The 25721-nt window shown below is 65.5% G+C and carries 28 protein-coding genes; 14 read left to right on the top strand and 14 right to left on the bottom strand.

Translation table 11 applies throughout. From position 1 onward, the window contains the following. Positions 1–234: 234 nt before the first annotated feature. A complete protein-coding gene (locus ARADN35_RS26610) occupies positions 235–1188 on the bottom strand; it encodes a class I SAM-dependent methyltransferase (protein ID WP_244265927.1) in 954 nt (317 codons plus the stop codon). 340 nt (positions 1189–1528) lie between these two features. Here ARADN35_RS26610 and ARADN35_RS0119705 point away from each other — a divergent pair, with 340 nt between their 5' ends. Then, complete coding sequence (locus ARADN35_RS0119705; protein WP_029414214.1) at positions 1529–1864, top strand: DMT family transporter; 336 nt, start codon at positions 1529–1531, stop codon at positions 1862–1864. Here ARADN35_RS0119705 and ARADN35_RS0119700 read toward each other — a convergent pair. After that, positions 1858–2610, bottom strand: coding sequence for a zf-TFIIB domain-containing protein (locus ARADN35_RS0119700; protein WP_029414213.1), 753 nt, complete (start codon positions 2608–2610; stop codon positions 1858–1860). The genes ARADN35_RS0119705 and ARADN35_RS0119700 overlap by 7 nt on opposite strands. Positions 2611–2872: 262 nt before the next feature. On the opposite strand from ARADN35_RS0119700, the gene ARADN35_RS0119695 reads away from it, so the two are divergent. The 3 genes from ARADN35_RS0119695 to ARADN35_RS0119685 all read left to right on the top strand — a co-directional run bounded on the left by ARADN35_RS0119695 (position 2873) and on the right by ARADN35_RS0119685 (position 6315). Then, on the top strand, positions 2873–4402 hold the full coding sequence (locus ARADN35_RS0119695; protein WP_010465210.1) for an acetyl-CoA hydrolase/transferase family protein: 1530 nt from the start codon (positions 2873–2875) through the stop codon (positions 4400–4402). Between the two features lie 191 nt (positions 4403–4593). Beyond that, on the top strand, positions 4594–5745 hold the full coding sequence (locus ARADN35_RS0119690; RefSeq protein ID WP_010465208.1) for an ABC transporter substrate-binding protein: 1152 nt from the start codon (positions 4594–4596) through the stop codon (positions 5743–5745). A 147-nt stretch (positions 5746–5892) separates the two neighbouring features. Beyond that, positions 5893–6315, top strand: a complete 423-nt coding sequence (locus tag ARADN35_RS0119685; protein WP_010465207.1) for a hotdog fold thioesterase — start codon at positions 5893–5895, stop codon at positions 6313–6315. Positions 6316–6513: 198 nt separating this feature from the next. On the opposite strand, the gene ARADN35_RS0119680 is transcribed toward ARADN35_RS0119685, so the two are convergent. Together ARADN35_RS0119680 and ARADN35_RS0119675 are read right to left on the bottom strand one after the other, a co-directional pair. Then, a complete protein-coding gene (locus ARADN35_RS0119680; RefSeq protein ID WP_010465205.1) occupies positions 6514–7083 on the bottom strand; it encodes a cob(I)yrinic acid a,c-diamide adenosyltransferase in 570 nt (189 codons plus the stop codon). Between the two features lie 205 nt (positions 7084–7288). Then, positions 7289–7729, bottom strand: a complete 441-nt coding sequence (locus ARADN35_RS0119675; RefSeq protein WP_010465203.1) for a hypothetical protein — start codon at positions 7727–7729, stop codon at positions 7289–7291. 304 nt (positions 7730–8033) lie between these two features. Here ARADN35_RS0119675 and ARADN35_RS0119670 point away from each other — a divergent pair, with 304 nt between their 5' ends. Next, positions 8034–8396, top strand: a complete 363-nt coding sequence (locus ARADN35_RS0119670; protein WP_010465201.1) for a PLC family EF-hand domain-containing protein — start codon at positions 8034–8036, stop codon at positions 8394–8396. Between the two features lie 154 nt (positions 8397–8550). Here the strand turns inward: ARADN35_RS0119670 and ARADN35_RS0119665 are convergent, their stop codons facing one another. The 8 genes from ARADN35_RS0119665 to ARADN35_RS0119630 form a co-directional block, all read right to left on the bottom strand. After that, the gene (locus ARADN35_RS0119665; RefSeq protein ID WP_010465199.1) at positions 8551–9345 is read right to left on the bottom strand and encodes an amino acid ABC transporter ATP-binding protein; all 795 of its coding nucleotides are present in this window, start codon (positions 9343–9345) and stop codon (positions 8551–8553) included. Continuing rightward, complete coding sequence (locus ARADN35_RS0119660) at positions 9329–9982, bottom strand: amino acid ABC transporter permease (protein WP_010465197.1); 654 nt, start codon at positions 9980–9982, stop codon at positions 9329–9331. The genes ARADN35_RS0119665 and ARADN35_RS0119660 overlap by 17 nt, the downstream gene beginning before the upstream one ends. Before the next feature lie 6 nt (positions 9983–9988). Beyond that, positions 9989–10663, bottom strand: coding sequence for an amino acid ABC transporter permease (locus ARADN35_RS0119655; protein WP_010465195.1), 675 nt, complete (start codon positions 10661–10663; stop codon positions 9989–9991). Between the two features lie 73 nt (positions 10664–10736). Continuing rightward, positions 10737–11558 (bottom strand): transporter substrate-binding domain-containing protein, encoded by an 822-nt coding sequence (locus ARADN35_RS0119650; RefSeq protein ID WP_010465194.1) that lies wholly within the window; start codon positions 11556–11558, stop codon positions 10737–10739. Then, positions 11555–12361 carry a GntR family transcriptional regulator gene (locus ARADN35_RS0119645; protein WP_010465192.1) on the bottom strand — a complete coding sequence of 269 codons (807 nt, stop codon included), beginning with the start codon at positions 12359–12361 and terminating at the stop codon, positions 11555–11557. The genes ARADN35_RS0119650 and ARADN35_RS0119645 overlap by 4 nt, the downstream gene beginning before the upstream one ends. Before the next feature lie 114 nt (positions 12362–12475). Beyond that, positions 12476–13984, bottom strand: coding sequence for a carboxylesterase/lipase family protein (locus ARADN35_RS0119640; RefSeq protein ID WP_010465191.1), 1509 nt, complete (start codon positions 13982–13984; stop codon positions 12476–12478). Further along, a complete protein-coding gene (locus ARADN35_RS0119635; RefSeq protein ID WP_010465190.1) occupies positions 13981–14973 on the bottom strand; it encodes a Bug family tripartite tricarboxylate transporter substrate binding protein in 993 nt (330 codons plus the stop codon). Before ARADN35_RS0119635 ends, ARADN35_RS0119640 begins: the two co-directional genes overlap by 4 nt. Before the next feature lie 80 nt (positions 14974–15053). Further along, entirely contained in the window at positions 15054–15737 is a 684-nt protein-coding gene (locus ARADN35_RS0119630) for a TetR/AcrR family transcriptional regulator (RefSeq protein WP_010465189.1), read from the bottom strand. 203 nt (positions 15738–15940) lie between these two features. On the opposite strand from ARADN35_RS0119630, the gene ARADN35_RS0119625 reads away from it, so the two are divergent. The 6 genes from ARADN35_RS0119625 (at position 15941) to ARADN35_RS0119600 (ending at position 21594) form a co-directional block, all read left to right on the top strand. Then, entirely contained in the window at positions 15941–17365 is a 1425-nt protein-coding gene (locus tag ARADN35_RS0119625; RefSeq protein WP_010465188.1) for an FAD-binding oxidoreductase, read from the top strand. A gap of 183 nt (positions 17366–17548) precedes the next feature. Beyond that, a complete protein-coding gene (locus tag ARADN35_RS0119620) occupies positions 17549–18079 on the top strand; it encodes a hypothetical protein (protein WP_029414212.1) in 531 nt (176 codons plus the stop codon). Between the two features lie 522 nt (positions 18080–18601). Beyond that, the gene (locus ARADN35_RS0119615; RefSeq protein ID WP_010465184.1) at positions 18602–19300 is read left to right on the top strand and encodes a class I SAM-dependent methyltransferase; all 699 of its coding nucleotides are present in this window, start codon (positions 18602–18604) and stop codon (positions 19298–19300) included. A gap of 220 nt (positions 19301–19520) precedes the next feature. After that, positions 19521–20078 carry a GNAT family N-acetyltransferase gene (locus ARADN35_RS0119610; RefSeq protein WP_010465181.1) on the top strand — a complete coding sequence of 186 codons (558 nt, stop codon included), beginning with the start codon at positions 19521–19523 and terminating at the stop codon, positions 20076–20078. Between the two features lie 18 nt (positions 20079–20096). Then, positions 20097–20846, top strand: a complete 750-nt coding sequence (locus tag ARADN35_RS0119605) for a hypothetical protein (RefSeq protein ID WP_010465179.1) — start codon at positions 20097–20099, stop codon at positions 20844–20846. A 13-nt stretch (positions 20847–20859) separates the two neighbouring features. Beyond that, entirely contained in the window at positions 20860–21594 is a 735-nt protein-coding gene (locus tag ARADN35_RS0119600) for a metallophosphoesterase family protein (RefSeq protein ID WP_010465177.1), read from the top strand. A 12-nt stretch (positions 21595–21606) separates the two neighbouring features. Here the strand turns inward: ARADN35_RS0119600 and ARADN35_RS0119595 are convergent, their stop codons facing one another. Further along, positions 21607–21951 carry an antibiotic biosynthesis monooxygenase family protein gene (locus ARADN35_RS0119595; protein ID WP_010465175.1) on the bottom strand — a complete coding sequence of 115 codons (345 nt, stop codon included), beginning with the start codon at positions 21949–21951 and terminating at the stop codon, positions 21607–21609. Continuing rightward, complete coding sequence (locus ARADN35_RS0119590) at positions 21948–22292, bottom strand: NIPSNAP family protein (RefSeq protein ID WP_010465174.1); 345 nt, start codon at positions 22290–22292, stop codon at positions 21948–21950. Before ARADN35_RS0119590 ends, ARADN35_RS0119595 begins: the two co-directional genes overlap by 4 nt. Positions 22293–22370: 78 nt before the next feature. On the opposite strand from ARADN35_RS0119590, the gene ARADN35_RS0119585 reads away from it, so the two are divergent. The 3 genes from ARADN35_RS0119585 (at position 22371) to ARADN35_RS0119575 (ending at position 25688) form a co-directional block, all read left to right on the top strand. Further along, positions 22371–23096 (top strand): ArsR/SmtB family transcription factor, encoded by a 726-nt coding sequence (locus ARADN35_RS0119585; RefSeq protein ID WP_010465172.1) that lies wholly within the window; start codon positions 22371–22373, stop codon positions 23094–23096. After that, entirely contained in the window at positions 23096–23419 is a 324-nt protein-coding gene (locus ARADN35_RS0119580; RefSeq protein ID WP_010465170.1) for a YnfA family protein, read from the top strand. Before ARADN35_RS0119585 ends, ARADN35_RS0119580 begins: the two co-directional genes overlap by 1 nt. A 139-nt stretch (positions 23420–23558) precedes the next feature. Further along, a complete protein-coding gene (locus ARADN35_RS0119575; RefSeq protein WP_244265932.1) occupies positions 23559–25688 on the top strand; it encodes a hypothetical protein in 2130 nt (709 codons plus the stop codon). Positions 25689–25721: the final 33 nt, after the last annotated feature.

Genomic DNA, 25721 nt, shown 5'->3' with positions numbered 1-25721 from the left:
AGCCTGCCTGCGCAGGCTTGGACGGCATCGAAGAGTTGCCGCCTCCGGCGGTGACACCGAGCGGGTCGCGGCTCAGAGGCTGAGAGTTTTTTAGCCGCGCCCGAAAGGCGCGCGAAAACGCCTCGGATCTAGGCGCAAAGCACAGCCATAGCTCGGGCTATGGCGAGCATTTGCAACGACGAGCCGGGACTTTTTGGCGTGCAAGGCGGGCATGGATAAAAGACTCTCAGCCTCTCAGGGGGAGCCATCTCCCACGCCCAAGGTGACCAAGCCGTACAGCGGCGCGCCCAGCCACGGCCACCACAGCGCTTCCAGCACCACACCCGGCCAGCCATAACATTCCGACACGCTCTGCTGGCGCAACAGCGCCAGGCGCGGGTGCGCGGCGGTCAGCTCGTCCATGTTGCCCACGCCCCAGTGGAACTCTGCCCCCGTGGGGCCCACGCTCGCGTGCTGCGCGGCATGGCCCACGGCCCGGTATGTCATCACATCGAGCACCAGGCGCGAGCCTGCCGGCGCACATTGCGCAAACTCGCGCAGCACAGCCTGCACTTGCGCGGGCTGAAAGTACATGAGCACCCCTTCGCAGACGATGAACACTGGCTGCACACCCGCGCCATCGCCCTGCGGGAGCCCCAGCCGCTGCCACCAGCCGGGCTGGGTGAGGTCTACCGTGGCCTGGCGCGTGCGCGGGCAGCGCACCGGCAGCAGCTGCCCGCGCAGGTCCATGACCTCGGGCAAATCGGCATCCAGCCACTGGTTGGCGCCCGTATCGAGCCACTGGAAGTGGTGCGACAGGCCACAGCCCAGGTTCACACCACGGGCCTGCGGGTGCGCGAGGAAAAAGCTGCGACCCGCGTCCTTGATGGCGCGCGTGCGCCACAGCACGTTCAGCACCGTGGGCAGGTCGTCCAGGCACGATTCCACGTCGGCACCCAGGCGGTCCACCAGGCTGGTGGCCACCGCGTCGTCACAGGCCAGCCAGGGAAAGTAGCGGCTCCCCCGCGCGCGCGCCGCCAACGGGATCATCAGGGTGCTGGGCACCGCCTGCAGGTGGGCGCGCTGCAGCAGGCAGGGGGTAGCGGAGTCGGAGGCGGCGGCGCCATCCCCCACATCCACAGGTTTGCGCCGCGCCGGTGCGGCGGGTGTACGGGCACGGCGTCGGGTTGGGGGCGGATGCGGCTGCAAGGTCCTCTCCTCCTGTGGCCACCGGGTGCCACGGCTGGTTGTTGTGCGACGGGGCCCACCAGAACACAGGCCTGCGCCATTGTGAACGGGTTGGGGGGGTGGTGCGGAGGATGGGCTGGGTGCGTGAAGGGACACCTTCACGCCATCCAGCGCTGCCGCTGTGTCAACGCTCCATGATCCGCGCAAATGCAAGGGGCCGCCAGGGCCTGGATGTGATGTTCTTGATGGAACGCAAGGGCATGACTACACTGCGGCCCTTCACCACCTGGGTACCGCTTCACCGTACTGCCCGTGTCACTCGGTACAAGTGACAAACGGGCATGTTCGGCAGAGGTGCCCCATGAATCCAAACCTATCGGCCTGGCTGCTTGTCGCAGCCAGCGTCATTGCAGAAGTTGTCGGAACGGTCGCGCTCAAGTGCTCCGATGGCTTTTCCAGACCCCTCCCATCCGGCATGGCCGCTGCGTGCTACGCGCTCGCCATCTGGCTCATGGCGGTGGCCATGCGCCAACTGGACATGGGCATCACCTATGCGGTCTGGGCCGCAAGCGGCACGGCGGCCACGGCCATCGTGGGGATTGCACTGTTTGGCGAGCCAGTGGACACCATCAAGGCACTGGGCCTGGTTTGCGTGGTGGGAGGCGTTGTGATGCTCCACCTTGGAAACCCTCAGTGATGGCTCCTGGTGTTGATCACCGCCCACACCAAGGCCACCCCGGCCGACAGCAGGTCGCCCGTGAATGAACTGTCATCGGCATCGCTGGTGCCGGTAAACGCCCGCTTTTGCCGCTCACGCTCGGCGCGCGTGCGGTCGCGCTCCAGGGCCACCAGCGCGTCGCCGATGTCCACCGGGCTGGAGGGCATGGCGCGCGGACTGCTGGCTTTGGCATAGCCCTCCATGGCGCGCACCACGGCCTCGGGGTCGATCAGCGAGAACGCGGCCCGGCAGTAGGGGCAGGCGTGGTCCTTGCGGATGTCCACCGGGGCACCGCAGCTGGTGCAATAGATGGCGCCCACGCGCTTGGCCAAGTCGTCGATCTCGGGGCGCGTCATGTGGCGCACAAAGCCTTTTTCGACCATGAAGGAGGAGAAGGTGCTGAAGCGGCCGTGCTGGCGCCCGCAACGGTAGATCACGTAGCGGCCGCTGCGCACCACATCAAACCCTTTTTCCAGCGGCTTCACGCAGCGTGGGCAGGCCATGGAGTCGCTCAGGGGCTGGTGATGGTCAATGCGGTGCTCGTGCAGCAGGCGGAACAATTCGACCACCGACGCGGGGGTGAGCTTGAGGTTTTCGTGCCGGTCAAACCACAGGCCTTGGCAGGCAAAACAGATGTCCAGCTCCAGCGCCCCTCCCAGGTTGCTGGCGAACTGGTGTACTTCCATCGGCTGGCGGCAAGACGGGCAGGACGGTGCGGATGTCATGGGTGGTCGATAAAAAAGGCCGGCGGCTCAGCGGTGGCCGGTGCCGCAGATGCTAACCGCCCTGCCCGGCCATCGGCAGCCAGCGCGGGCACGGTGGCCAGGGACCGGTCGGCATCAAAATCAGGGTAAACCCGCATTTCGGCATGCTCGCTTGCTACGATCAGCGTCTTTGCAGACAGTGGGCAGTGCAATGAGGCACCCCGCGCACCGGGCGCAGCCGTTTCTCCGCACCTGTTTGCCGATCCCCCCACGGAGCACGTTCATGACTTTGGCCGATCGGGTGTTGTACCCGGACTTTCTATCCCGCACCATGTCCGCCGATGAAGCGGCCGCCCTGATCCCCGCCGGTGCCCATGTGGGCATGAGCGGCTTTACCGGCGCGGGCTACCCCAAGGCGGTGCCGGGCGCGCTGGCCCGCCGCATCGAGAGCCTGAACGCGCAGGGCCATGGCTTCAAGATCGGCCTGTGGACCGGGGCGTCCACCGCCCCCGAGCTGGACGGCGCGCTGGCCCAGGTGGACGGCATCGAGATGCGCCTGCCCTACCAGTCCGACCCCACGGTGCGCCGCCAGATCAATGCGGGGCAGATGCAGTATGTGGACATCCACCTGTCGCACGTGGCGCAGTTCGTGTGGTTTGGCTTCCTGGGCAAGCTCGACGTGGCGGTGGTCGAGGTGGCGGGCGTGTTGCCCGACGGGCGGCTGATCCCCTCGTCGTCGGTGGGCAACAACAAGACCTGGCTGGACCAGGCCGACAAGGTGATCCTGGAAGTGAATGCCTGGCACCACCCGCAGCTCGAAGGCATGCACGACATCTACTACGGCACCGACGTGCCGCCACACCGCAAGCCCATCCCCATGACGCGGCCCGACGAGCGCATTGGCGAGCCCTACCTGCGCTGCGACCCGTCCAAGGTGATCGCCGTGGTGGTAACCAACCAGCCCGACCGCAACTCGGTCTACGCCGCACCCGACGACACCTCGAACCGCATCGCGGGCCACATCATCGAGTTCCTGCAGCACGAGGTGAAGAAGGGCCGCCTGCCCAAGGACCTGCTGCCACTGCAGTCGGGCGTGGGCAACATCGCCAACGCGGTGCTGGCGGGGTTGAACCACGGGCCGTTCGAGAACCTCACGGCCTACACCGAGGTGCTGCAGGACGGCATGCTGGACATGCTGCGCTCGGGCACACTGGCCAGCGCCTCGGCCACCGCCCTGTCGTTGAGCCCGGCGGCGATGCAGGATTTCAACGAGCGCATCGACTTCTACAAGCAGCGCATCGTGCTGCGCCCGCAGGAGATCAGCAACCACCCCGAGTTGATCCGCCGCATGGGCCTGATCGCGATGAACGGCATGATCGAGGCCGACATCTACGGCAACGTGAACTCCACCCACATCATGGGCTCGGCCATCATGAACGGCATCGGCGGCTCGGGCGACTTTGCGCGCAACGCCTACCTGTCGATCTTCATGACACCGTCGCTGGCCAAGAACGGCAGCATCTCGTGCATCGTGCCCATGGCCTCGCACGTGGACCACACCGAGCACGACGTGCAGATCCTCGTCACCGAACAGGGCCTGGCCGACCTGCGCGGCCACTCGCCCACGCAGCGGGCCGAGCTCATCATCGACCGCTGCGCCCACCCGGACTTCCGCCCTGCCCTGCACGACTACGTGGCCCGCGCCAAGCGGGGCGCCCTGGGCCAGCACACACCCCACCTGCTGGACGAGGCGCTGTCGTGGCACCAGCGGTATGTGGAGACCGGCAACATGCGGCAAGCCCCTTCCACCTGAACACCGGGCACCCGCACCGAGGGCGCGCCGATTCCCTGGCCCGGGACAGGGACTACAGCGGGTTGCCACAGATCTCCGGCTAAAATAAGGGTTAACCCTAGGTCGCTCGACCCCTTCACCCCCCAGTTTTCCCTGCAACACCAGCCCCGCCGGGGCTGGTTGTGTTTTTTTGTCTGCGAGTTTTCCTCACCATGCAACGCCGTCAGTTCACCCAATCCCTTGTCGCCGCCAGCACCGGCCTGCTGCTTGCCACGTCGTCGCGCGCCGTGGGCGTGCAAGACCCCATGGACGCCAAGAGCGTGACCATCGGCTGCTCCATCGGACTGACCGGCGCGCTCGCCAGCCTGGGCAAGGAGCTCAAGCAGGGGCTGGATGCGGGCATCGCCCACGCCAATGCACGCAACATCCATGGCCGCGAGATCAAGCTGCTGGCGCTGGACGACGGCTACGACGCCGCCCGCTCCGAAGACAACGCGCGCAAGCTGATTGCCGACGCCAACGTGGTCTCGCTGATCTCGTGCATGGGCACGGCCAACAACCAGCGCATCCTGCCGCTGGTGGACGAAGCGCAGATCCCTTACGTGGCACCACAAAGCGGTGCCACCTCGCTGCGCAAGGCCGAGTACCGCTCGGTGTTCCACGTGCGCGCCAGCTACACCGACGAAGCCCAGCGCCTGGCGCAAAAGCTGGTGTCCATGGGCATCACCGACCTGGCCATCGTGTACCAGGACACAGCGTTTGGCCGCGAGTTTCTGGCCGACGTGAACAAAGCCATGGCAGCGGCCAAGCAGCCCACGCCCAAGGCTTTCAAGCTTGACGCCCAGGGCGCGCAGGTGGCCGACGTGGTGGGCAAGGCCGTGGCCGCCAAGCCCAATGCCGTGCTGCTGGGCACGGCAGGCGACATCACCGCCACGCTGGTCAATGAGTTCAAGAAAGTCTCGCCCAGCACGCCGCTGGCCGCTACCAGCGTGGCCCTGTCGGGCGACAACCTGCGCCAACTGGGTGGCAAGGCATCGGGCATTGCGCTGTCGATGGTGCTGCCCGACGCAGGCCGCACCAGCGTGGCCGTGGTGCGCGACTACCAGAAAGCCATGCGGGCGCTGGGGTTCCAGGAATTCTCGGCCCGCAGCTTTGAAGGCTATGTGAATGCCCGCGTGCTGACCGAGGGCCTGGACCGCGCGGGCCGAGACCTGACACGCGCCAAGCTGCGCACCGCGCTGGCCGGCATCCGCAGCAACGACCTGGGTGGCCTGTCCATCGACTATGCCGGCGGCGCACCCTATGTGGGCTCGCGCTTCCTGGACCTGGGCGTGATGGGTGCCAACGGCAAACTCGTCGGGTAACCTCCTGAGGCGCCCCCAAGGGGGAGGCCTCAGGCGACCTGGCGAAGCCAGTTCCACGGTGGCGCTGGGCCGGACGGCGTCGATAACAGCGGCGCAGACGCTATGGGCACAATGGGTGGTTTCTTCCCACTGCTGACCGAAGCCACCATGCCCATCTGGAAAAAGCCTGTCGACCTGGCTCGACTCAACGCCGACCACCACAACACCGCTGCCTCTCACCTGGGCATCGAGATCATCGAGCTGGGTGACGACTTTCTGCGCGGCCGCGTGCCGGTGGACCAGCGCACCAAACAACCGTTCGGGCTGCTGCATGGCGGCGTGAGCGTGGTGCTGGCCGAGTCGCTGGGCTCGGTGGGCGCCTACTACGCCAGCCCCGAGGGGCACAACGCCGTGGGCCTGGACATCAACGCCAACCACCTGCGCTCTGCCACCAGCGGCTGGGTAACGGCCACTGCGCGGCCCATCCACATCGGGCGCACCACGCATGTGTGGCACATCGACATGGTCAACGAGGCAGGCGAGTTGACCTGCGTGTCGCGGCTGACCATGGCGATCCTCGCACCGAGGTAGGGTGCATCCCCCTGAGGCGCTGCGCGCCTTCCCCCTTCTCTTGAATCGCTGCGCGATTCGGGAAGGGGGACGCAGCCCTCTCTGCGGGGCGGCCCTTGCTCGGTTGCCCTGGCTTGGGCAGCGCCAGTTGCAAAGGCAAGGGTCAGATTACTAGCAAAATCACCCTCTAGCGCTTACTGGACAAGCGCAATCAGCTATCTATTCAGTAGCATTTTGCTGCGCCAGGCGCTCGCTTTTCCAGTACACGTCATCGCCGCCATCCATGCGGTTGAGCACGCGGGCCAGCACGAACATCAGGTCGGACAGGCGATTGAGGTATTGCCGGGGCGCGTCATGGATGGGTTCCGCATTGCCCAGCGCCACCACCACACGCTCTGCGCGGCGCGCCACGGTGCGGCAGACATGGGCCTGCGCCGCGGCGCGGGTGCCCGCGGGCAGGATGAATTCCTGCAGGCGCGGCAACGCGGCGTTGTGGTGGGCCAGGGCTTCGTCCAGTGCCAGCACCGCTTCCGGCTTGAGCAGTTCAAATCCGGGGATCGACAGCTCGCCCCCCAGGTTGAACAGCTGGTGCTGCACCTCGACGAGCAGGTTGCGCACATCGTCCGGCAAGCGCTCGCACAGCAGCAGGCCGATGTGGGAATTGAGTTCATCCACATCCCCGAGGGCGTGGATGCGCAGGTTGTCTTTGGAGACCCGTTCGTTGTTGCCCAGGCCGGTGGTGCCGGCGTCGCCGGTGCGCGTGGCGATCTGTGTGAGTCGGTTGCCCATGGGTGCCTTGGTCGGTGGAGAGTGCGGGGAGGGAGCGCTGCGAACAAGGGCAGCTTCCCTGATTTTCCGCTACCACGCGGCGGCCGTCCCACCGTCGGCGCACGGACCCTCGCTTGCCCATGAAAAAACCCCTTGCACCCGCGATGCAAGGGGCGCTGCTGCGCCATGGCGCAGTGGAAGGGTCCCTCAGTTGCCTGGCGCTGCGTCAGTGAGTGGCCGTCGTGCGGTTGAGCTTGTCGACGTCTGCAGTGGAGACACCTGCGTTGGAAGGCTTCATGTTGTTCCACGCATTGGCGTGGTAGGTGTCCCATTCCTGGCGCGACACGGTGCCATCGCCGTTGGAATCCATCAGGCGTGCATTGGTGCGTGTGTCTGCCTTGGCTGCAGCCTTGCCACCGGAAGCACTGGGGTTGATTTCGGCCACCGGGGCACCACGGCCATCGCCCTTGGCGGGGTCGGCGGGCGCGGCCGTGCTCTGGCTGGCACGCTGGTCGACCTTGTTTTGGGCATTGCTCGCAGCAGCGCCACCAGAAGCTGAAGGGCTCACTTCAGAGGGCGGGCGCGCTGTGTTGCCAGCCGGCGCCTGGGCGAGGGCGGCAGTGCAGGCCAGGGCAACGAGGGCGGCAACAACGGTTTGCTTTTTCATGGAAGGCTCCTTGGGATAAACAATGAACAACATCCATCCAGCGGAGGATGCAGAAGGCCATTGTTTTGAGGGAAGCAACCCGGGCCGTGTAGGACATGCCCCGGCATGCCAGTCATCCAGCAAGCCCCATCAGCGGCCACAACTTTTTGGTACATCGGCGCAAGGTTGCGACACAAAAGGGCTGCGGGTGGTTACACCACGCTGGCAAATGTTGGCCCGGGCAACAGCAGGCAAGAGTGCTGGCCTTAGCAGGCGTGCTGCGGTGCAATGAAACCCTGTTCAACTTCGAAGGAGCTTAGCTTCCATGAAAGCACTGCAACGACGCACCTATTCGTTCGACACGCGCAGCGTGATGCTTTTCGCCGCCATCTCCCTGGGCGGTGCGGGCGCATTGCAAGCACAGACCACTTCGGCTTCGCCCCAGCCCGCCCCCGCCAGCAGGACAGCGCCCCAGGCGGACTCCAAATATTCGTATGGCCCTGGCACCGGCAACCCTTCCATGGCGGCCACCACGGCATTCAACCGCGCCGACGCCGACAAGGATGGCAAGCTGACCGAGAAGGAAGCAGCCCAGCTGCCCGCCATCAGCCAGCGTTTCAAGGAACTGGATGTCGACCAGAGCGGATCGCTGTCGCCCGCAGAATTCGAGAAGGGTCTGCTGTCCTGAGCATTTTGAGTGGGGACCCCTGGCCTGGCATTGGTGCCAGCCTTTGGGTGACCTCTGTGGTGTAGCGGGCCATTGGGGCCTGCGAGCCCGCCTGCCCTGGAGCTTTCCAGTCCGCAGGCGGGCTTTTGAACGTTGAACGCGCAGGGCTCCGTTTTCAGTCGTGCAGCGACGACAGAAACTGCTGCAGCTCCGCCGTTTGGGGATTGCCAAACAGTTCGGCCGGCGTACCGGTTTCATGCACGCGGCCCTGGTGCATGAAGATCACGCGGTCGCTCACCTTCCGGGCGAAGGCCATTTCGTGTGTGACCATCATCAGCGTCATGCCTTCGAGGGCCAGGGACTCCACCACGCGCAGCACCTCACCCACCAGCTCAGGGTCCAGCGCCGAGGTAATCTCATCGCACAGCAGCACCTGGGGCTCCATGGCCAGGGCGCGCGCTATGGCCACGCGCTGCTGTTGCCCACCTGAAAGCTGGTCGGGCATGGCGTCAAACTTTTCTGCCAGGCCCACGCGGTCGAGCAGCTTGCGCGCCTGCGCTGCGGCCGTGGCGGCATCGCGGGACTTCACCAGCGTGGGGGCCAGCATGATGTTGCGGCCCACCGAAAGGTGCGGAAACAGGTTGAAGCTCTGAAAAATCATGCCCACCTGCTGGCGCAGCTCACGCATGGCCGTGGGGCTGTCGTGCATGAGCTTTTTGCCGTTGACGCTGAGGGCGCCCTCCTGAAAAACCTCCAGCCCGTTCACGCAGCGCAGCAGCGTGCTCTTGCCCGAGCCGCTTTTGCCGATGATGGCGATCACCTCGCCCTTTTGCACCTTGAGGTCGATGCCCTTGAGCACCTCGTTCGTGCCATAGGACTTGCGCAGGGCCGTGATGTCTACGATGGGCGGTGCGCCCACCACGATGCCGTCGTGGGCAGGAGCCGGGGTTGTATCAACTGCGGTTGCCATGGAGTTTCCTTTCAAGGGACTGCGCCACCAGACTCACCGGGAAGCACAAAACAAAGTACAGCAGGGCCACGCAGGCGTAGACCAGAAAGGGCTGGTAGGTGGCGTTGGAGATCATGCTGCCGGCCTTGGTCAGCTCGACAAAACCGATCACCGACGCCAGCGCCGTGCCCTTGATCACCTGCACCAGAAAGCCCACCGTGGGCGGCACCGCAATGCGCAGCGCCTGGGGCAGCACCACGTGGCGCAGTTGCTCGCCGAAGTTGAGCGCCAGACTCTGCGCGGCCTCCCACTGGCCCTTGGGAATGGACGCTACGCAGCCGCGCCAGATCTCGGTGAGGTAGGCGCTGGTGTAGAGCGTGAGCGCAAACGCCGCAGCCGTCCACGGCGATGTCTTGATGCCAAAGAGCGCAATGCCGAAGTACGCGAGGAACAGCTGCATGAGCAGCGGCGTGCCCTGGAACACCTGCACATAGGCACCGATGAGCCGCTCGGTGCCGCGCACCTTGGACAGGCGCAGCACCAGCAGCAGCAAGCCCACCAGACCGCCGCCGATGAAAGCAATGAGCGAGAGACTGACCGTCCAGCGCGCCGCCATCAGCAGGTTGCGGAGGATGTCCCACAGAGAAAAGTCAACCATGGCGATTTACCTCCCCACCAGAAAACGCGCCCCCACCCACATCAGCAGGCGGCGGGTCAGCATCGACAGCGCCAGGTACACCAGCGTGGCCAGGATGAAAGCCTCGAACGCACGGAAGGTGTTGCTGGAGATCAGGTTGGCGGCGTAGCTCAGCTCGGGCGTGGAGATCTGGCCACACACGGCCGAGCCCAGCATCACGATGATGATCTGGCTCACCATCGCAGGCCACACCTTGAGCAGCGCGGGTGGCAGCACCACGCGCCGGAAGGTCTGGCCCGGCGTGAGTGCCAGGCTCTGCGCGGCCTCGATCTGGCCACGGGGCGTAGCCTCGATGCCGGCGCGGATGATCTCGGCTGAATACGCGCCCAGGTTGATCACCATGGCCAGCACGGAGGCCACCTCGGGCGAAAGCTTGAGCCCCAGCGCCGGCAGGCCGAAGAACAGGAAGAACAGCTGCACGATGAAGGGTGTGTTGCGCACCAGCTCCACATACGCGGCCACGGCCCAGCGCAGCGGCAGCGCACGCGGCCCCAGGTTGCGGGCGCGCGCCCAGGCACAGGCTGTGCCCAGCAGCAGTCCGAGCACGGTGCCCACGATGGTGAGCCCAATGGTCCAGACCACGCCGCGCACCAGCAACGGCCAGGAGGACAGCACGGCAGAAAAATCAAGCGCAATCAGCATGGTGCGGATGCCCCGTGGCGCTTGTCGCGCCACGGGCCTGTTCGGTTCGTTCAGCGAAGGGCGAAGAAGGCGATCACAGGGGCAGATCGCCTGCCGGGCGGCCGAGCCACTTGCTGGACATCTTGTCGATGTCGCCGGCCTTGCGGGCTTCGGCAATGATTTCGTTCACCTTGAGGCGCAGCTTGTCCTCGCCCTTGGCCACGCCAATGAAGTTGGGGCTGTCCTTGAGCAGCAGCTTGTATTCAGTCTGCAGGTTGGGGTTCTTGACCATGATGGTGCCGGCCGTGGAGGCACTGGTGGCAATGGCCTGCGTCTGGCCCGACACGAAGGCCGAGATGCTGGCCGCGTGGTCTTCAAAACGCTTCACGTCCACGCCCGCGGGCGCGACCTTGGCCAGTTCCTGGTCCTCCATGGCGCCGCGTGTCACGGCCACCGACTTGCCCGTGAGGTCGGCAAAACTCTTGATGTTCAGGCTCTTGCTGGCAAACACGGCCTGGAAGAACGGCGCGTAGGCCGCAGTGAAGTCGATGACCTTCTCGCGCTCGGGGTTCTTGCCCAGCGTGGAGATCACGAGGTCGGCCTTCTGCGTCTGCAGGTAGGGGATGCGGTTGGCGCTGGTCACGGGGATCAGCTCGACTTTCACGCCCAGCTTGGTGGCGATGTAGTTGGCCATCTCGACATCCAGGCCCTGGGGCTTGAGGTCGGTGCCGACAAAGCCGTAGGGCGGATAGTCGGTGGGGATGGCGATCTTGATTTCCTTGGCCTTGAGGATGTTGTCCAGCGCGTTCTGCGCGTGGGCGGCAGGGGCCATCAGCGCGGCCGACAGGCCCGTGGCGGCGAGCACGCCCAGTGTCAGGCGGCGGGTCGAGGAAACAAAGGCACGGGGGGCGGTCATAGCAGGGCTCCTAGGTAGGTGGATGCGTCGGCGGGTGCTGCGTCCTGGTCGGACGCTTTCGGGGTAGAACTCTTGGACGCAGCGCGGGGCTTGCGTTGCCGGGGCTGCGCGGTGGTGTCCGCTGCGGCGGTGCTCTTGCGCACCGGGGCCAGCGCATCGCGCAGCCCGGCCAGCGGGTCGGTGCTGGCCTGCAGGCGCAGCGCGGATTGCACCGAGCCGATGTGCTCGGACATGAGCGCCTCGGCATGGGCGATGTCGCCCGCCTCCAGCGCCTCGACGATGCGCACGTGGTCGGCGCAAGACTGCGCTGCGTCGTGCGACGACTGATAGAGCATGGCGATCAGCGTGGTGCGCGCCGTGAAGTCGCGCAGCGTGTCCGCCAGCAGCGAATTGCCCAAGCATTCGGCCAGGCACACATGGAAGTCGCCGAGCAGGAAGCTGCGCACGCCCACGTCGCTGCCTGCGAGCGCCGCCTTCTCGCGCTGCAGGTGGGCTTTGAGCTGGCGCACGGCGCCTTTGTCCACCGTCTTGAGCTGGTGCAGCAGCCCGAGCTCGATCACGCGGCGGGCCTCGAAGGCCTCACGGGCCTCGTCTTCAGAAGGCTCGATCACATACCAGCCACGACGCGCGCTCACGGTGACGATGCCACGCGTGGACAGCCGCGTGAGCGCCTCGCGCACGATGGTGCGGCTGCAGTCGAACAGCATCGCCAGTTGCTGCTCGCCCAGGCGGGAGCCGGGCGCGAGCTTTTGCGCCATCACGGCTTCGATGATGCGGTTGCTGATCTCGGTGGCGGTGGTCATTGCCGTCCATCGATTGCAGGTTCCGTGCCAACTGGTATACAAGATGGATGCACCAGTGTGGCGCACCACCCTGTAGCGGCCTCCGTCAGGATCAGCGGACTTCAGTCTCCCTGGTCAAAGGATGCCCTGCCACAGCTTGAATCTCACAGGTTCGCTATGGATTTCGCAGCGCGATGCGGTGTTGAAATGTTGCACCCAGGGTGTGTCGCCGCCATACCGCGCCCAACCGGGGTCGCCCTGGCGTGCAAAACTCGCCCAGCTTTGGTGCATGGCCTGCGCCAAATTGGCAGGCGGTGCGACCCCTGTGAACTCTTGCCCCTGCGTGGTGTGGAGGTTGCCAAACACAAACGGCAACTCGACCGCATGCGCCGCGCCCAATCGCCCCTGCCACTGGGGAGACGCCCAGCCAAACTCATAGCGGTGGGCGCTTTGGGCCCATTCGCTGGCCAGCGCCGCGATGCGCTGTGCGGGCACGCGGTAGTAGAAATCAGACTGCAAGGCCGACAGCAGCTCGCCCGGTGTCTGCTGGGCCGGCGGCAGCAGCGCCCGACAGGCGCGAACCGCCTCCGTGGACAAGCCAGCATCCTGCGCAAAAGCCAGCGCCTGGGCCTCGGTCACGCGGTCGATGGCACCGCCGGGCACGTGGTACAGGCGCATCTCGTCCACATTGCTGCCCACCAGCACCTGCAGGTCCGGTGGTTGGGCCATCCATTGCTGGCGTATCGCCTGCAGCGGCGGCGCAGCCAGCACTTGCCCATCCACCACAGGGCGGAGCGGAAAGAAGTTGCGGCCCCCGATGCCATGCCGAACCCGCAGCGAAGGATCGGCTGCCAGCCTGTGGACGGCATGAAGCACCGAGCCGATGGGGGCCGAGGCCATTGCGGTGCGGCTCGACGCCACGCCCACCAATGAAGCCACTGCGCGGCGTATGGTGGCGGCTTCGTCCAGCGTTTGGCAGGCCACGCTCGGGCTTTGCAGGATGACCCTCTGGAACAAGCCGCGCGAAGCTGGCATGCCCAGCAGGCACGCCAGCGCACCCGCGCCCGCCGACTGGCCGAATACCGTGACCTGCGCCGGGTCGCCACCCCAAGCGTGGATATGGTCCTGCACCCATTGCAGCGCAGCGATCTGGTCCAGCAAACCCCGGTTGGCGGGGGCACCGTCGTCCTCGCCCTCGAAGTGCATGAACCCATCCATGCCCAGCCGGTACTGCAGCGACACAAAAACCAACCCTTGCCGGGCGAACGAAGCGCCATCGTACAGCGGCTCGCTCGCCGACCCGCGAAAGAAGCCGCCGCCGTGCACCCACACCAACACCGGCAGGCCCGCACCCGACTTCGAAGGCGGCGCCCACACGTTGACGGCCAGACAGTCCTCGCCACCCAACATGGGCGCATCGGCCCTTGCGGTGCGGGCCAGTTGGGGGGCCACCGGGGCAAACGTGCAAGCATCGCGCACCCCAGACCACGGCAGCACGGGCACCGGCGCCGCAAAACGCAGGGGCCCGGCCGGGGCCAGCGCATAGGGCACACCCCGAAACACACGCGCACCCGCATCCCACACACCACGCAGGCGCCCGCCGTGGGGCAGCGTGGCGAGCGGGGCCTCTGCGGACCCGTTCATTCCGTGGCCAGGCCCAGCTTGTCGATCAGGGGGCGCCACACCGCCGCATCGCGCGAGGCCCAGGTGCGCACGTCGCCCGGCGCAGAGGCGGTAAGCGTGACGTTCATGGCCTCCAGCCGCGATTTGTACTGCGCATCGCCCCGGCACTTCTCCGTGACGGCGTTGAGCCTGGTCAGCAGCTCGGGTGGCGTGCCGGCCTTGGCCACCACCGCAATCCACGCGGGCCGCGCCAGGTCGGCAGCAGAGGGCAACGCCTCGGCAATGGTGGGCACATCCGGCAGCAGCGGCGAGCGCTGCGCGCCAAACAGCGCCAGCGGCACCAGCTTGCCCGCCTTGACCTGGGCTGCGGCCGTGCCAATGACCAGGGTCATCGCATGGATCTGCTGCCCCATCAGCGCCGTGAGGCCCGCGCCTTCGCCCACAAAGGGCACATGGGTGCCAGCCACGCCCAGGCGCTCGATGAGCGCTGAAGTCAGCAGGTGCGCAGGGCTGCCCTTGCCCGGCGACCCAAAGTTGACGCCACCCGGCGTGGCGCGCGCGAGTTTTTGCAGATCGGCCAGGCTGGCGATGCCCTGCCCCGCAGGCACGGCCAGCACCAACGGCGACGTGCCCAGCACGGCCACCCCATCGAAGTCGCGCAGCGGGTCGTACGGCGGCTGCTTGTACACATACGGCGTGATCGTCATCTGCGACATGCCGATGCTCAGCAGGTTGTAGCCATCGGCGGGCTGGCCCTTGAGATAGTTGATGGCCAGGACGCCGTTGGCCCCCGGCTTGTTTTGCACCACCACCGCCTGGCCCAATTCACGTGCGGCGCAGTCGGCCCACACGCGGGTCATGGCGTCCGAGCCACTGCCAGGCGGCTGCTGCGCGATGAGCTGGATCGGCTTGGCAGGGTAGGCGCCCGGCTGGGCCAGTGCGGCGCCTGCCAACAGCACGAGGGCGGCCAGCAGCGGGATGTGCGGTGCGCGGGGGAAGGAAAAGGCCATGGTGTTTTGTCTCCTGGGGTTTTTTGGTGGCAATGGGACGGCGTTGCGCAGGGGCGCGCCGATGCGGCGGGAGCCAGGGCCTAGCGGCGGCGCGCTTGCGCCTTGGCGGATGCGGCGCTGGAGGCTGCAGCTTCGCAGCGGGTGGCGATCAGGTCGGCCAGGCAGGCCAGCTGGGCCTGTTGTGCAGCGTCCGGCGTGCTCTGCTGCGCAGGTGCAAAAAGCTGCAACATCCCCAGCCCGCGCAGCGACGACAGCACCAGGCCCAGCAGGCCATCGCGATTGGCATCGGTGGCCAGTTCGGGAAAGGCCGTGAAGAACCCGTCGCGCATGCGCGCCTGCACGCTCTGGCGCAACTCGGCAATGTGGCCCAGCACCTCCGGCTGGTTGCGGCAGCCCAGATAGATGTTCCACGCCACGATGAAGCGCGGCTGCGCATAGACCAGGCCCCAGACGGCCTGCACGAAACGGGTGGCCCTCTCGCGGGACGCGAGTGCGCTGTCGGGCCAGAGCGCGCCCGACAACACGCTGGACTCGATCAGCTCGCTGAGCACATTCATCATCAGCACCGCCTTGGACGTGAAGTGGTGCTGCACCGCTCCTGACGTCATGCCTGCGGACTTGGCCAGCTCATGGATGGACATCTCCTCCAGGCTGCGGTTCTGGATCACATCGATGGCCGTGGCGATCAGGTGCTGGCGGGTGGCAGCGCTGCGCTCGGCATGCGTGCGGCGCACCCCGGCCTTGGGGGAAACACGGTGGTTCATGGCATCGTCACAATATACATTTCAAACGTAATGTATTTAAGCAAACATCCGCGAACAAGCCCGTGAATACCCGAACCACGGCGCCCAATGCCAGCACGCCTTGCGCACCCGCGGGGTACGGCCTAGCTTGCACCTGCCTGACCACGCCCATGGCGCCACGCAAAGGCCGGTGGTATTCTTTTTGACCACCCTGGAGACAACCCATGAACGCCCCCACCACCACAGCCCACCTCCTGCCTGAAATCAACCTGCGCGAAGTGCCCCAGGCCCTCATCGAAGCGCTGCAGACCCGCTTTGGTGCGCGGTGTTCGCTGGCCCAGGCCGTGCGCGAGCAGCATGGCCGGGACGAGGGCTCTTTCCAAGCGCCACCTCCCTCGGCAGTGGTGTTTGCCGAGAGCACCCAGGACGTGGCCGACGCCGTGAAGCTGGCCAGCCAGTACGAGGTGCCTGTGATTCCCTACGGCGCGGGTTCGTCGCTCGAGGGCCACCTGCTGGCCGTGCAGGGCGGCATCAGCATTGACGTGAGCCGCATGAACCAGGTGTTGAGCATCAATGCCGAAGACCTCACCGTGACCGTGCAGCCCGGCATCACGCGCAAGGCATTGAACGATGCCATCAAGGACACCGGCCTGTTCTTTCCCATCGACCCCGGCGCCGACGCCAGCATTGGCGGCATGAGCGCCACGCGCGCCAGCGGCACCAACGCCGTGCGCTACGGCACCATGCGCGAGAACGTGCTGGCGCTGCAAGTGGTCACCGCCAGCGGCGAAGTCATCCACACCGGCACCCGCGCCAAAAAGAGCAGCGCGGGCTACGACCTCACCCGCCTGATGGTGGGCAGCGAAGGCACGCTGGGCATCATGACCGAGATCACCGTGCGCCTGTACCCCCTGCCCGAGGCCGTGAGCGCCGCGATCTGCTCGTTCCCGAGCATCGAGGCCGCGGTGCACACCGTGATCCAGACCATCCAGCTGGGTGTACCCATCGCCCGCGTGGAGCTCATCGACCACCACACGGTGCGCATGGTCAACGCGCACAGCAAGCTCACCCTGCGCGAGGAACCCATGCTGCTCATGGAATTCCACGGCTCGCCATCGAGCGTGAAGGAACAGGCAGAGACCGTGCAAGACATCGCCACCGAGTTTGGCGGCAATGCCTTCGAATGGGCCAGCACGCCCGAAGAGCGCACCCGTCTGTGGACCGCGCGGCACAACGCCTACTTTGCCGCCGTGCAAAGCCGCCCCGGCTGCCGCGCCATCAGCACCGACACCTGCGTGCCCATCAGCCGCCTGGCCGACTGCCTGCTCGACTCGGTACAAGAAGCCGAGGACAGCGGCATCCCTTACTTCCTGGTGGGCCATGTGGGCGACGGCAACTTCCACTTTGGCTACCTGCTCGACCCCAACATCCCGGAAGAACGCGTGACCGCGGAAGACCTGAACCACAAGCTGGTGGCCCGCGCGCTGAGCATGGGCGGCACCTGCACGGGCGAGCACGGCGTGGGCTTGCACAAGATGGGCTTCCTGCTCGATGAAACCGGGGCTGGCGCGGTGGACATGATGCGCGCCATCAAGCGGGCGCTGGACCCGAAGAACATCCTGAATCCGGGGAAAATTTTTGCGCTGTGAGCGAGGTGCTGCGGCGCGCTGTTTGCTCATGTGCCTGCAAGCTTCTTCGCAGTCACAGCCCATTGATACAGCGTGGATTTGAAGCTTTTTTGGCCTCTGGCGCTTGTCTACTATGCGCCATAAGCTCTTATTTTTATAGCAATTGTTGGCGTTGCGCTTTCATCGTACCGCCCGCCTTCTCACATGACCCACCAAGCCCCAGCTGAACAAATACCTCCCGAAATAGCCCGCTATCTCCAAGGCCCGGCGTCCGAAGCAAAGCAGTTCGACTTCCTCATAGGCGACTGGAACGTCGAGGCGTCCCGATACAAGGAGGATGGCACTCCTGCGTTCAACTACCGGGCTTTGTGGAGTGCAAAGCCACTGAATGAGGGTCGGATGATCATGGACGACTTCCAGGCGCTGGGTCCGACGGGTGTGCCTGTGTCCTCATTCGTCACTCTGCGCACGTATTCTGAGATCACCAGGCGTTGGGAGATCGTTGGCCTTCAAGCGCTTCAACCGGCCGTGCCGACCGAGTGGCATGGGACCTCCAAGGACGGTGAAATGCTCCTCGACGCCATCGCCACCCTGCCGAACGGCCACCGTGTACACACGAAAATTCGCTTCTTCGAGATTGCGCCTGACTCCTTTGCCTGGGAGAGCTCCATGACCGTTGATCAGGGCAATACATGGCGCAAAACGGCGTCCCTCAAGGCGACGCGCAAGACCTGAGGCCGAGGATGTTGATCGAGGGGCGTCTTCCAGCCACCCTCCAGCTCAAGCGCTAGAGCCATTGATTCTTCGTGTCTTCCCTGCGGGAGTGATGTGTCTGACGCTCGGCCTTCGCGCGCAGGGCGGCTCGGGGATTTCCGGCGCTTCGTTCCTAGCAGGCATCTGGAATGCCTGAAGTGTCACGGGGCTCGTGCGCAGCAAACTCATCCCTAAAACAATCGCTAGTCCGGCCATGCTTCTTGTGGTCCGCACTGAGTGGAGCAGGCGGCCCTGTGGCGCTGATCACATTCTTGCGGCGCGCAAGTCTCGGCGTCCCGCGCCTCCTAGAATGAAGCAATGATCAAATACTCTTTCCCCGCTGCGCCGGTGACTTATCGGCCCCCCGCAAACACCCCCGCAGTCCTGGCCGGTGAGTTGATCGAGTACCAGGCATGCCCGTTGTGTGAGAGCAAAGCCTTTCGGCCACTGCGCAGTGCGGACTGTTCCCACCACCCTCGCTACAGCCAAGAACTCTCTCGCACCATGCATTGGAGCCAATGCACGGCGTGCCAGCATGTTTTTCGGAGCGGCTACTACACCGAAGCAGCACTGAATATCGTTTTCCGTGGCACCAATGAATCCCAGGTGGTGGGCTATGACCTGGAACGGCAGCGCTATGTGTCTGCGCAGATGGTCGAGAAGGTGCTGTCCTACCAGACCGGAGGCACGTGGCTGGACGTGGGGTTTGGGAATGCATCACTTCTGTTCACCGCGCAGGAGTACGGCTTCGATCCCGTGGGCCTGGACCTGCGTCCGCAATCGGTGGAAGATTTGCGCAGATGGGGTGTGACAGCCCATTGCCAGGATGTCACGGGGTTCGAGCTGCCGCGCCCCGCCAGTGTGATCAGCATGGCGGATGTGCTGGAGCACATGCCGTTTCCCAAGGTGGGCCTGCATGCCGCCCACCGGCTGTTGCAACCGGGCGGCGTGCTGCTGATCTCCATGCCCAACCTGGGCTCCTTTGTCTGGAAAGCACTGGATGCCAACAATGCGAACCCGTACTGGGGTGAGATTGAGCACTATCACAACTTTGACCGTGATCGCCTGTACGCATTGCTGGCCGAATGTGGCTTCAGGCCCGTGCGCTATGGCATCAGCCAACGCTACCGCGTGTGCATGGAAGTGATTGCCGTGAAAGTCCAGGCAGACGGGGCACACGACGCACCACAACAGTTGCCATGATCCACGGAAGTCCTGGCTAAAGATCAAGGCCTGCGGTGCGGTAACGTGCCTCTCCCAGGGCCTTGGCCTGCACCACCTTGGCGGGTGGTGGGCAGCGCCCAGAGGCCTCCTCAGGGTCACCACGTTGGACAACTTTCTGGCAGTGGTATGGGGCTCTCCACACTGCACCCTGTCAGAAATCGCATGTTGTCTCGCTGAAACCTCCAAGCTTCAAAAGCCCATGCAGAACGTCAGCCCCACGGAACACCCACTTCAGGTCGCCCTCGTCGCCGAACACCAGCATGCATCGCTGGTGGACCTGCTGTGCGAACTGCACGCCTTCTACAACGAAGGCGCCACGCCCGCTCGGCAGGTGGTGATGGAGCATCTCCGCCAGAACCTCCTGGCGCCCGGCTCCGCCCAGCGTTTGCTGGTGGCTTCGCGCGGCGACGGCGTTGTGGTGGGCCTGGCGGCGTTCTCGCTGGTGTATTCGTTGGTCGAATTTGCGGAGGACCAGCGCCGGCATTGCCAGCTCAAAGAGCTGTATGTGAGTTCGGCCGAGAGAAGCCAAGGGGCTGGCCGGGCGCTCATGTCCGGGCTCGCCCGATATGCCTTTGACCACGGCTGCCTCCGAATCGACTGGCCTGTGAAAGCTTCAAACGCCAGGGGAATCCTGTTCTACGAAAGCCTGGGTGCCGAGCAGGTGGCCGAACGGCTCAGCTACCGGCTGACGGAGCCCGCACTCGGCCGGCTGGCCCAGGACAGCGGATGTGCCGGTGTACAACCCGCATCGAACTGAAAACCGGAGACCTGCAACTTGTTTCGATCTTTTGTCCTCTTGCTCTCCCTGCTGGGCAGCGCCGCCTTCGGCGGGTTGCTGCTGGTATCGCTGCTGCAACCCACCTGGATTGAACGCGGTGCGCGCGAGCTGATCCGCCAGCACATCGAGCACAAGACCGGCGAGAAGCTCAGAGCCCTGGACGAACGCTTCCTGAGCGCGCAGGCACGGGTCTTCTTGCGCGGCAAGGAACAGGAGATCGACGCCGCGCGCAAAGCGCTGTCTGCGGGATTGCCCGCCCGGGTCGCCACCATTGCGGCCGAAATGGGGATTCCGGCCTGCGAATGCCGCAAACGTCACCAGCAGCGGCTCGAGTTGCAGATCGGCACCGCGCAGCAAATGCAGTCACAGCTCGATGCACTGATCCGCAGCGCCTACATGGACACGGCCGAGAAGCTACTGCGCGAATTGCGCATCTTCAGCGGCGCCAACGCCCTGGCATTCGCCCTGCTGGGCCTGGCTGCATGGCGGCGACCCCACGGCGCAGCTGGGGCATCGCTGGTGCCGGCCACCGCCACACTCCTCGTGGCAACGCTGGCGAGCAGCGCTGTCTACCTCTGGGGCCAGAACTGGCTGCAGACCATCGTGTTCGGCAGCTATGTAGGCTGGGCCCAGCTGGCTTACATCGCGCTGGTGTATGCGTGGCTGTGCGATCTCTTGTTCAACCGGGCGCGCGTCAGCCTGCACCTGTGCCAGGGCAGCCTGAGCGGCGCTGTGTCCCCCTGCTGAAAGCCACCACCCCATGCGCATAGCCCTCGTCTCCGACATTCATGGCAACCTCGCCGCGCTGGAAGCAGTGGCCGCCGACATCCGCCGCCGGGGCGCTGACCAGGTGGTGAACCTGGGCGACAACCTCTCGGGCCCGCTGCTGCCGCGCGAGACAGCGCAGTGGCTGATGGCGTCGGGCTGGCTGTCGCTGGCGGGCAACCACGAGCGCCAGGTGCTGGAACTGCGCCCCGGGCGTGGCGGCCCTTCGGACCAGTACGCGCACGCACAACTCGCCGAGGCGGAGTTCACCTGGCTGCGCACGCTCAAAGCCTGGCATCGCTTCAGCAACGACATCTACCTGTGCCACGGCTCGCCGCGCAGTGACCACGAATACCTGCTGGAAACGCTGGACGGCAGCACACTGCGCCTGGCCACCGCTGCAGAGATATCTGACCGGCTGGGCGGCGAGCATTCACCCGTCATCGCATGCGGCCACACCCACGTGCCCCGCGCAGTGCGGCAGAGTGCAAGCTTGCTGGTCAACCCCGGCAGCGTGGGACTGCAGGCCTACAGCGATGACCACCCCGTGCCCCATGCGGTGCAGACCGGGACACCCGACGCACGCTATGCCTTCATCGAACAGCGCGCAGACGGCTGGCATTGCGAACACATTTGCGTGCCCTATGACTACGCGGCCATGGCGGCGCTGGCCCGGCGACGCGGCCGCCCGGACTGGGAGCACGCGCTGCTCACTGGCTACGCCGCTTAGCCCGCGCGCCCATCAGCCGTGCACTGCCCGCGAATCAGCGGGTGCCTGATCACGGTCATGCATGCCGTAGTCGCGCACCACCGCGGCAACGCGCAGGCGATAGTTGTCGAAGATGCCGGCACGGCCTGCCTGCTGGGTGGCGCGGTGGGTTTCTATCTGGCGCCAGTGCGCCACCGCCTCTTCATCGCTCCAGAACGAAAGCGACAGCAGCTTGCCCGGCTCACTGAGGCTCTCGAACCGTTCGATGGAGATGAACCCGTCGATCTGCTCCAGCAAAGGCCGCAGAGCGGCGGCGGCGCCCAGATAGGCATCCTGCTGGCCCGGCGCGGGCAGTACCTCGAAGATGACGGCCATCATGCGCTGATCTCCAGCGGGTGTGCGGGCAGGTCCAGCGTGCCTTCCACGCCCTGCGTGAACGTGCGCTCCTCGCGCAGGATGAAGCGCTTTTCCTGCGCCATGGCGAAGTTGGCACGGCCTTCGGGGTCGGAGCGCAGGCGGGCGCGGTAGGCCTCGTAGGCAGCCAGCGACTCAAAGCCGATGAGCCCCCAGGCCTCGTAGTTGCTGCCCTCGTGCGGCAGAAAATAGCCGATCAGGTGGCCCCCGCAGCGCGGGATGATCTGGCCCCAGCGGCGCGCGTATTCGGCAAACAGCTCGCGCTGGAAGGGGTCGATGTCGTAGCGGATAAAGCAGGTGATCATGGTGTTCAGACGTCGTTGGTGGACAGGGCTTCACGATAGGCGGTTGACGTCCTTCGATGGTTCGCCCAAGATCGAACCATGAAAGATGGCCCCCACATCGCGCGCATTGCCGCGCTCATTGGCGACAGCGCGCGCGCTGAAGTCCTCACGGCCCTGATGGCCGACCGCGCACTCACGGCCACCGAACTGGCGGCGGTGGCAGGCGTGACCAAGCAGACCATCAGTGCCCACCTGGCCAAGCTGCTCGATGCGGGCCTGCTGACCGTCGAGCACCAGGGCCGCCACCGCTACTTCCGGCTGGCTGATCGCGATGTGGCGCACCTGCTGGAATCGCTCATGAACGTGGCCTTCCGCGCCGGTGCCGTGCGCCTGCGCTCCAGCCCGCGCGAGCCCGCGTTGCGCCGCGCGCGCATGTGCTACGACCACCTGGCTGGCGAAGTGGGCGTGCAGTTCTACGAAGCCCTGGTGCGCCAGGGGCTGCTGCACGCCACGCCCCAGGGTGCAGCGGTGACGCCCGCAGGCGCGCACTGGTTTGCCCAGGTGGACATTGACACCACGGCACTGGCGCAACAGCGGCGCATGCTGTGCCGCCCTTGCCTGGACTGGAGCGAGCGCCGCCACCATCTGGGCGGCGCGCTGGGCACTGCGTTGCTGCAACGCCTGTTCGACGGCGGATGGGCACACCGGGCACAGGGCTCGCGCGTCGTGCACTTCACCGCCAAGGGCGAACTGGCGTTGCGCCAGTGGCTGGCAACCAGCCCAGAGACACCACCATCCACCGCCATTCGCGGCCCCGAACAATGATGAAGACCTTGCTGCTCTTCATCGCCACCGCCCTGGCTGAAATCGTGGGTTGCTACCTGCCCTGGCTGTGGCTCAAACAGGGCAAGCCGATGTGGCTGCTGCTCCCTGCAGCGCTGAGCCTTGCCCTGTTCGCGTGGCTGCTCACGCTGCATGACACCGCAGGCGCGGGGCGCGTGTATGCGGCCTATGGCGGGGTCTATATCGGCGCGGCGCTGGCCTGGTTGTGGGTGGTCGATGGCATTCGGCCCACCGCCTGGGATGCGGCGGGCGTACTGGTGGCGCTGGCGGGCATGGCGATCATCATGCTGCAGCCTGCGCGCTAACGCCCGCGCACTCTGCGTGCCCGCAGTGCTCTGTGCTCACAGCTGGCACGCGCGTCACTGCAACTCCTGGTAACAACCTCCACATTTGCTACACCGGTGTTTTATAAGCAGTGATTTCTCAACTTTCACAAGACTGTCCATGCGCACTTCGACCGAGAAGGTTTCCTCTGCCCTCACTCGCCGCCACTTTGCCCTGTGGATGACGGCCTCTGGTTTGTCAGCCTGCGGCGGTGGCGGGGGAGAGGGCGCCCCCGCGCCAGCCCCACCGCCCGGTCCCGCACCGGGGCCAGCCTCTCTCAGTTTGATGGCGGGCGCATTGGGCGGCTCAGGATTTTTGCCAGGCGTGTTGACCGATGCACGTTTGCCCCCAGTGATGGCCGGGCATGCCTTCAACAGCAAGGGCGATCTTTGGTTCGTTGGCAGGTACGGCCGTGAACAAAAAACAGGAAGGATCACCGCAGAAGGTACGCTGTCGTACTTTGCGTTCAACCAACAGATGCCCGTCACTGTCGGGGTCGTTGATGCGCGAGACCGGTACGTGATCGCCCATGCTGCGTTGGACGATTCCGGCACTGTGGTTTCGTTCTTCGACAATGAAACGCTGGTGACGCTGGCAGGCCAACCCAACGCCACCACCATGCAGGATGGCAAAGGCCCTGCGGCGCAGATCCTCTGGTTCGGGAACCCGCTACTTGCGGGCGATGGGCTGGTGTACTTTCTGGACCGCGATACTGGCGCCGCCAACTACACGCTGCGAACTTTGGCCCCCGATGGAACCGTGGTTTCCTTGCTGCCGGTGCCCATTAACAGCCGCTTGATCGCATCCCCCACTGGGGCAGTGCGCAGGTTTACCGATGATTTTCAGAACAACCGCGTGCAATGGGCGGAACTGGCGAGGACCTCGTCAGGGCAATACTTCTGGGAAGTCCTGCCGAACAACTGGCGAAGTGTGGCCCACGCCGAACCCTTCGCGCCTGTCAAAGGCAGCAACGACATGTACTGGGGCTTTGACGCCGCGTTCAACACGATGGCCCACTACGCGCTGGATGGCACGCGCACGGACGTCTGGCAACTGCCAGGGCAGGTGGATGCGGCGGTGTCCAACCCCCTCACCGGACATTTGGTAGCGCATGCGTGGAGGGGCCCTCTGGACCAATCGTCCCTCGAGAGCCCCGGCGTACTCTTCGTGCTGGACAGGGTGAAAACACCGACCGCTGTGCCGCAGCCCTGGGTCGGACTCGCCGATCAGCGCGGGCACACGGACGGCCAGGGCGATGCAGCACGGTTTGATTTTGAACGCGGTGCCCGCGCCACCTCGGAAGCATCGGGCTCGCTGTATGTGGCAGTAGGGGCTCAGATCCTATTGCCCGGTACGCCGCCGCAGTCGGTCCCTACGCCGCTGCGCACGGTCACACCGGCGGGCCAAGTGTCTTCGATGCCTGTCACCTACCCTTCCAGCTTTCGGCTGTTGTCCAGCGCATATGGCTACCTCGTGACCTACGACCAGGACACCAAGACACTGCTGCGCACACCCAAGGGCGGGGCCGGCACGGCCTGGGAGCCTTGGGCCAAGAGCAGTCTCCTGGACAGCATGAGCCCCGACCTGAGCTTGTCCACGCTGCGGGCCGACACAACCGGCCTGCTTTGGTTTGCCACGCGGGTCCGCCCAATTCCGCTGAGTTGGATGCCCTTCAAAAACTCCGGCGTCTCGCTGATCGGCACCATCAGCGCTGCGGGGCAGGTGCAGGTGGTGGTGGGCGACCCGCAACTCATCCACTCACCCGACAACTACCCCCTGCTGGAGCAACGCCCCTGGCACATGGATGTGACGGACCTCGCCTTCGAGGGTGGCAACTCGCCCGTGTCGTGGGTGCTGTGCAACCGCCCCGTGCTGACCGCAGACCGCAAGGGCGTGCAGTACCACGTGCCCGAACTGGTACGCCTGGAAGGCGCTACGCGCCAGTCCTTTGCCCTGCCCCCGGTAAGTGGAACCGATGCGTATTCGGTGCACTACTACCAGCTCTGCACCCTGCCTGGTCGGCCCGGCGAGGTGTTCATCATCTCCAACGCCTGCGCCGTGTACCGGTGGACAGTGGCGAAGGGCCTGGAATTGCTGGCCGGACAGGCCCAGACCACGCCGGGCGGCGTGCGACTGGGTGCGTTGCCCGCCAGCCTGAACGGGGTGAAGTTCATCAGCCCCGGCCCCGATGCCAACAGCCTGTACGTAGGCAGCGAAAACAGCGTACTGCGATTGGGTCTTCCCGGTTGAGACGGCATGCGCGCGCATCCGCCTCTGGATGAA

Origin of the sequence: Acidovorax radicis N35, from assembly GCF_000204195.1 — a bacterium.
GTDB classification, from domain to species: Bacteria; Pseudomonadota; Gammaproteobacteria; order Burkholderiales; family Burkholderiaceae_C; genus Acidovorax; species Acidovorax radicis.
The sequence above is the reverse complement of the archived record's forward strand: the minus strand, read 5'-3'. Positions and strand labels throughout refer to the sequence as shown.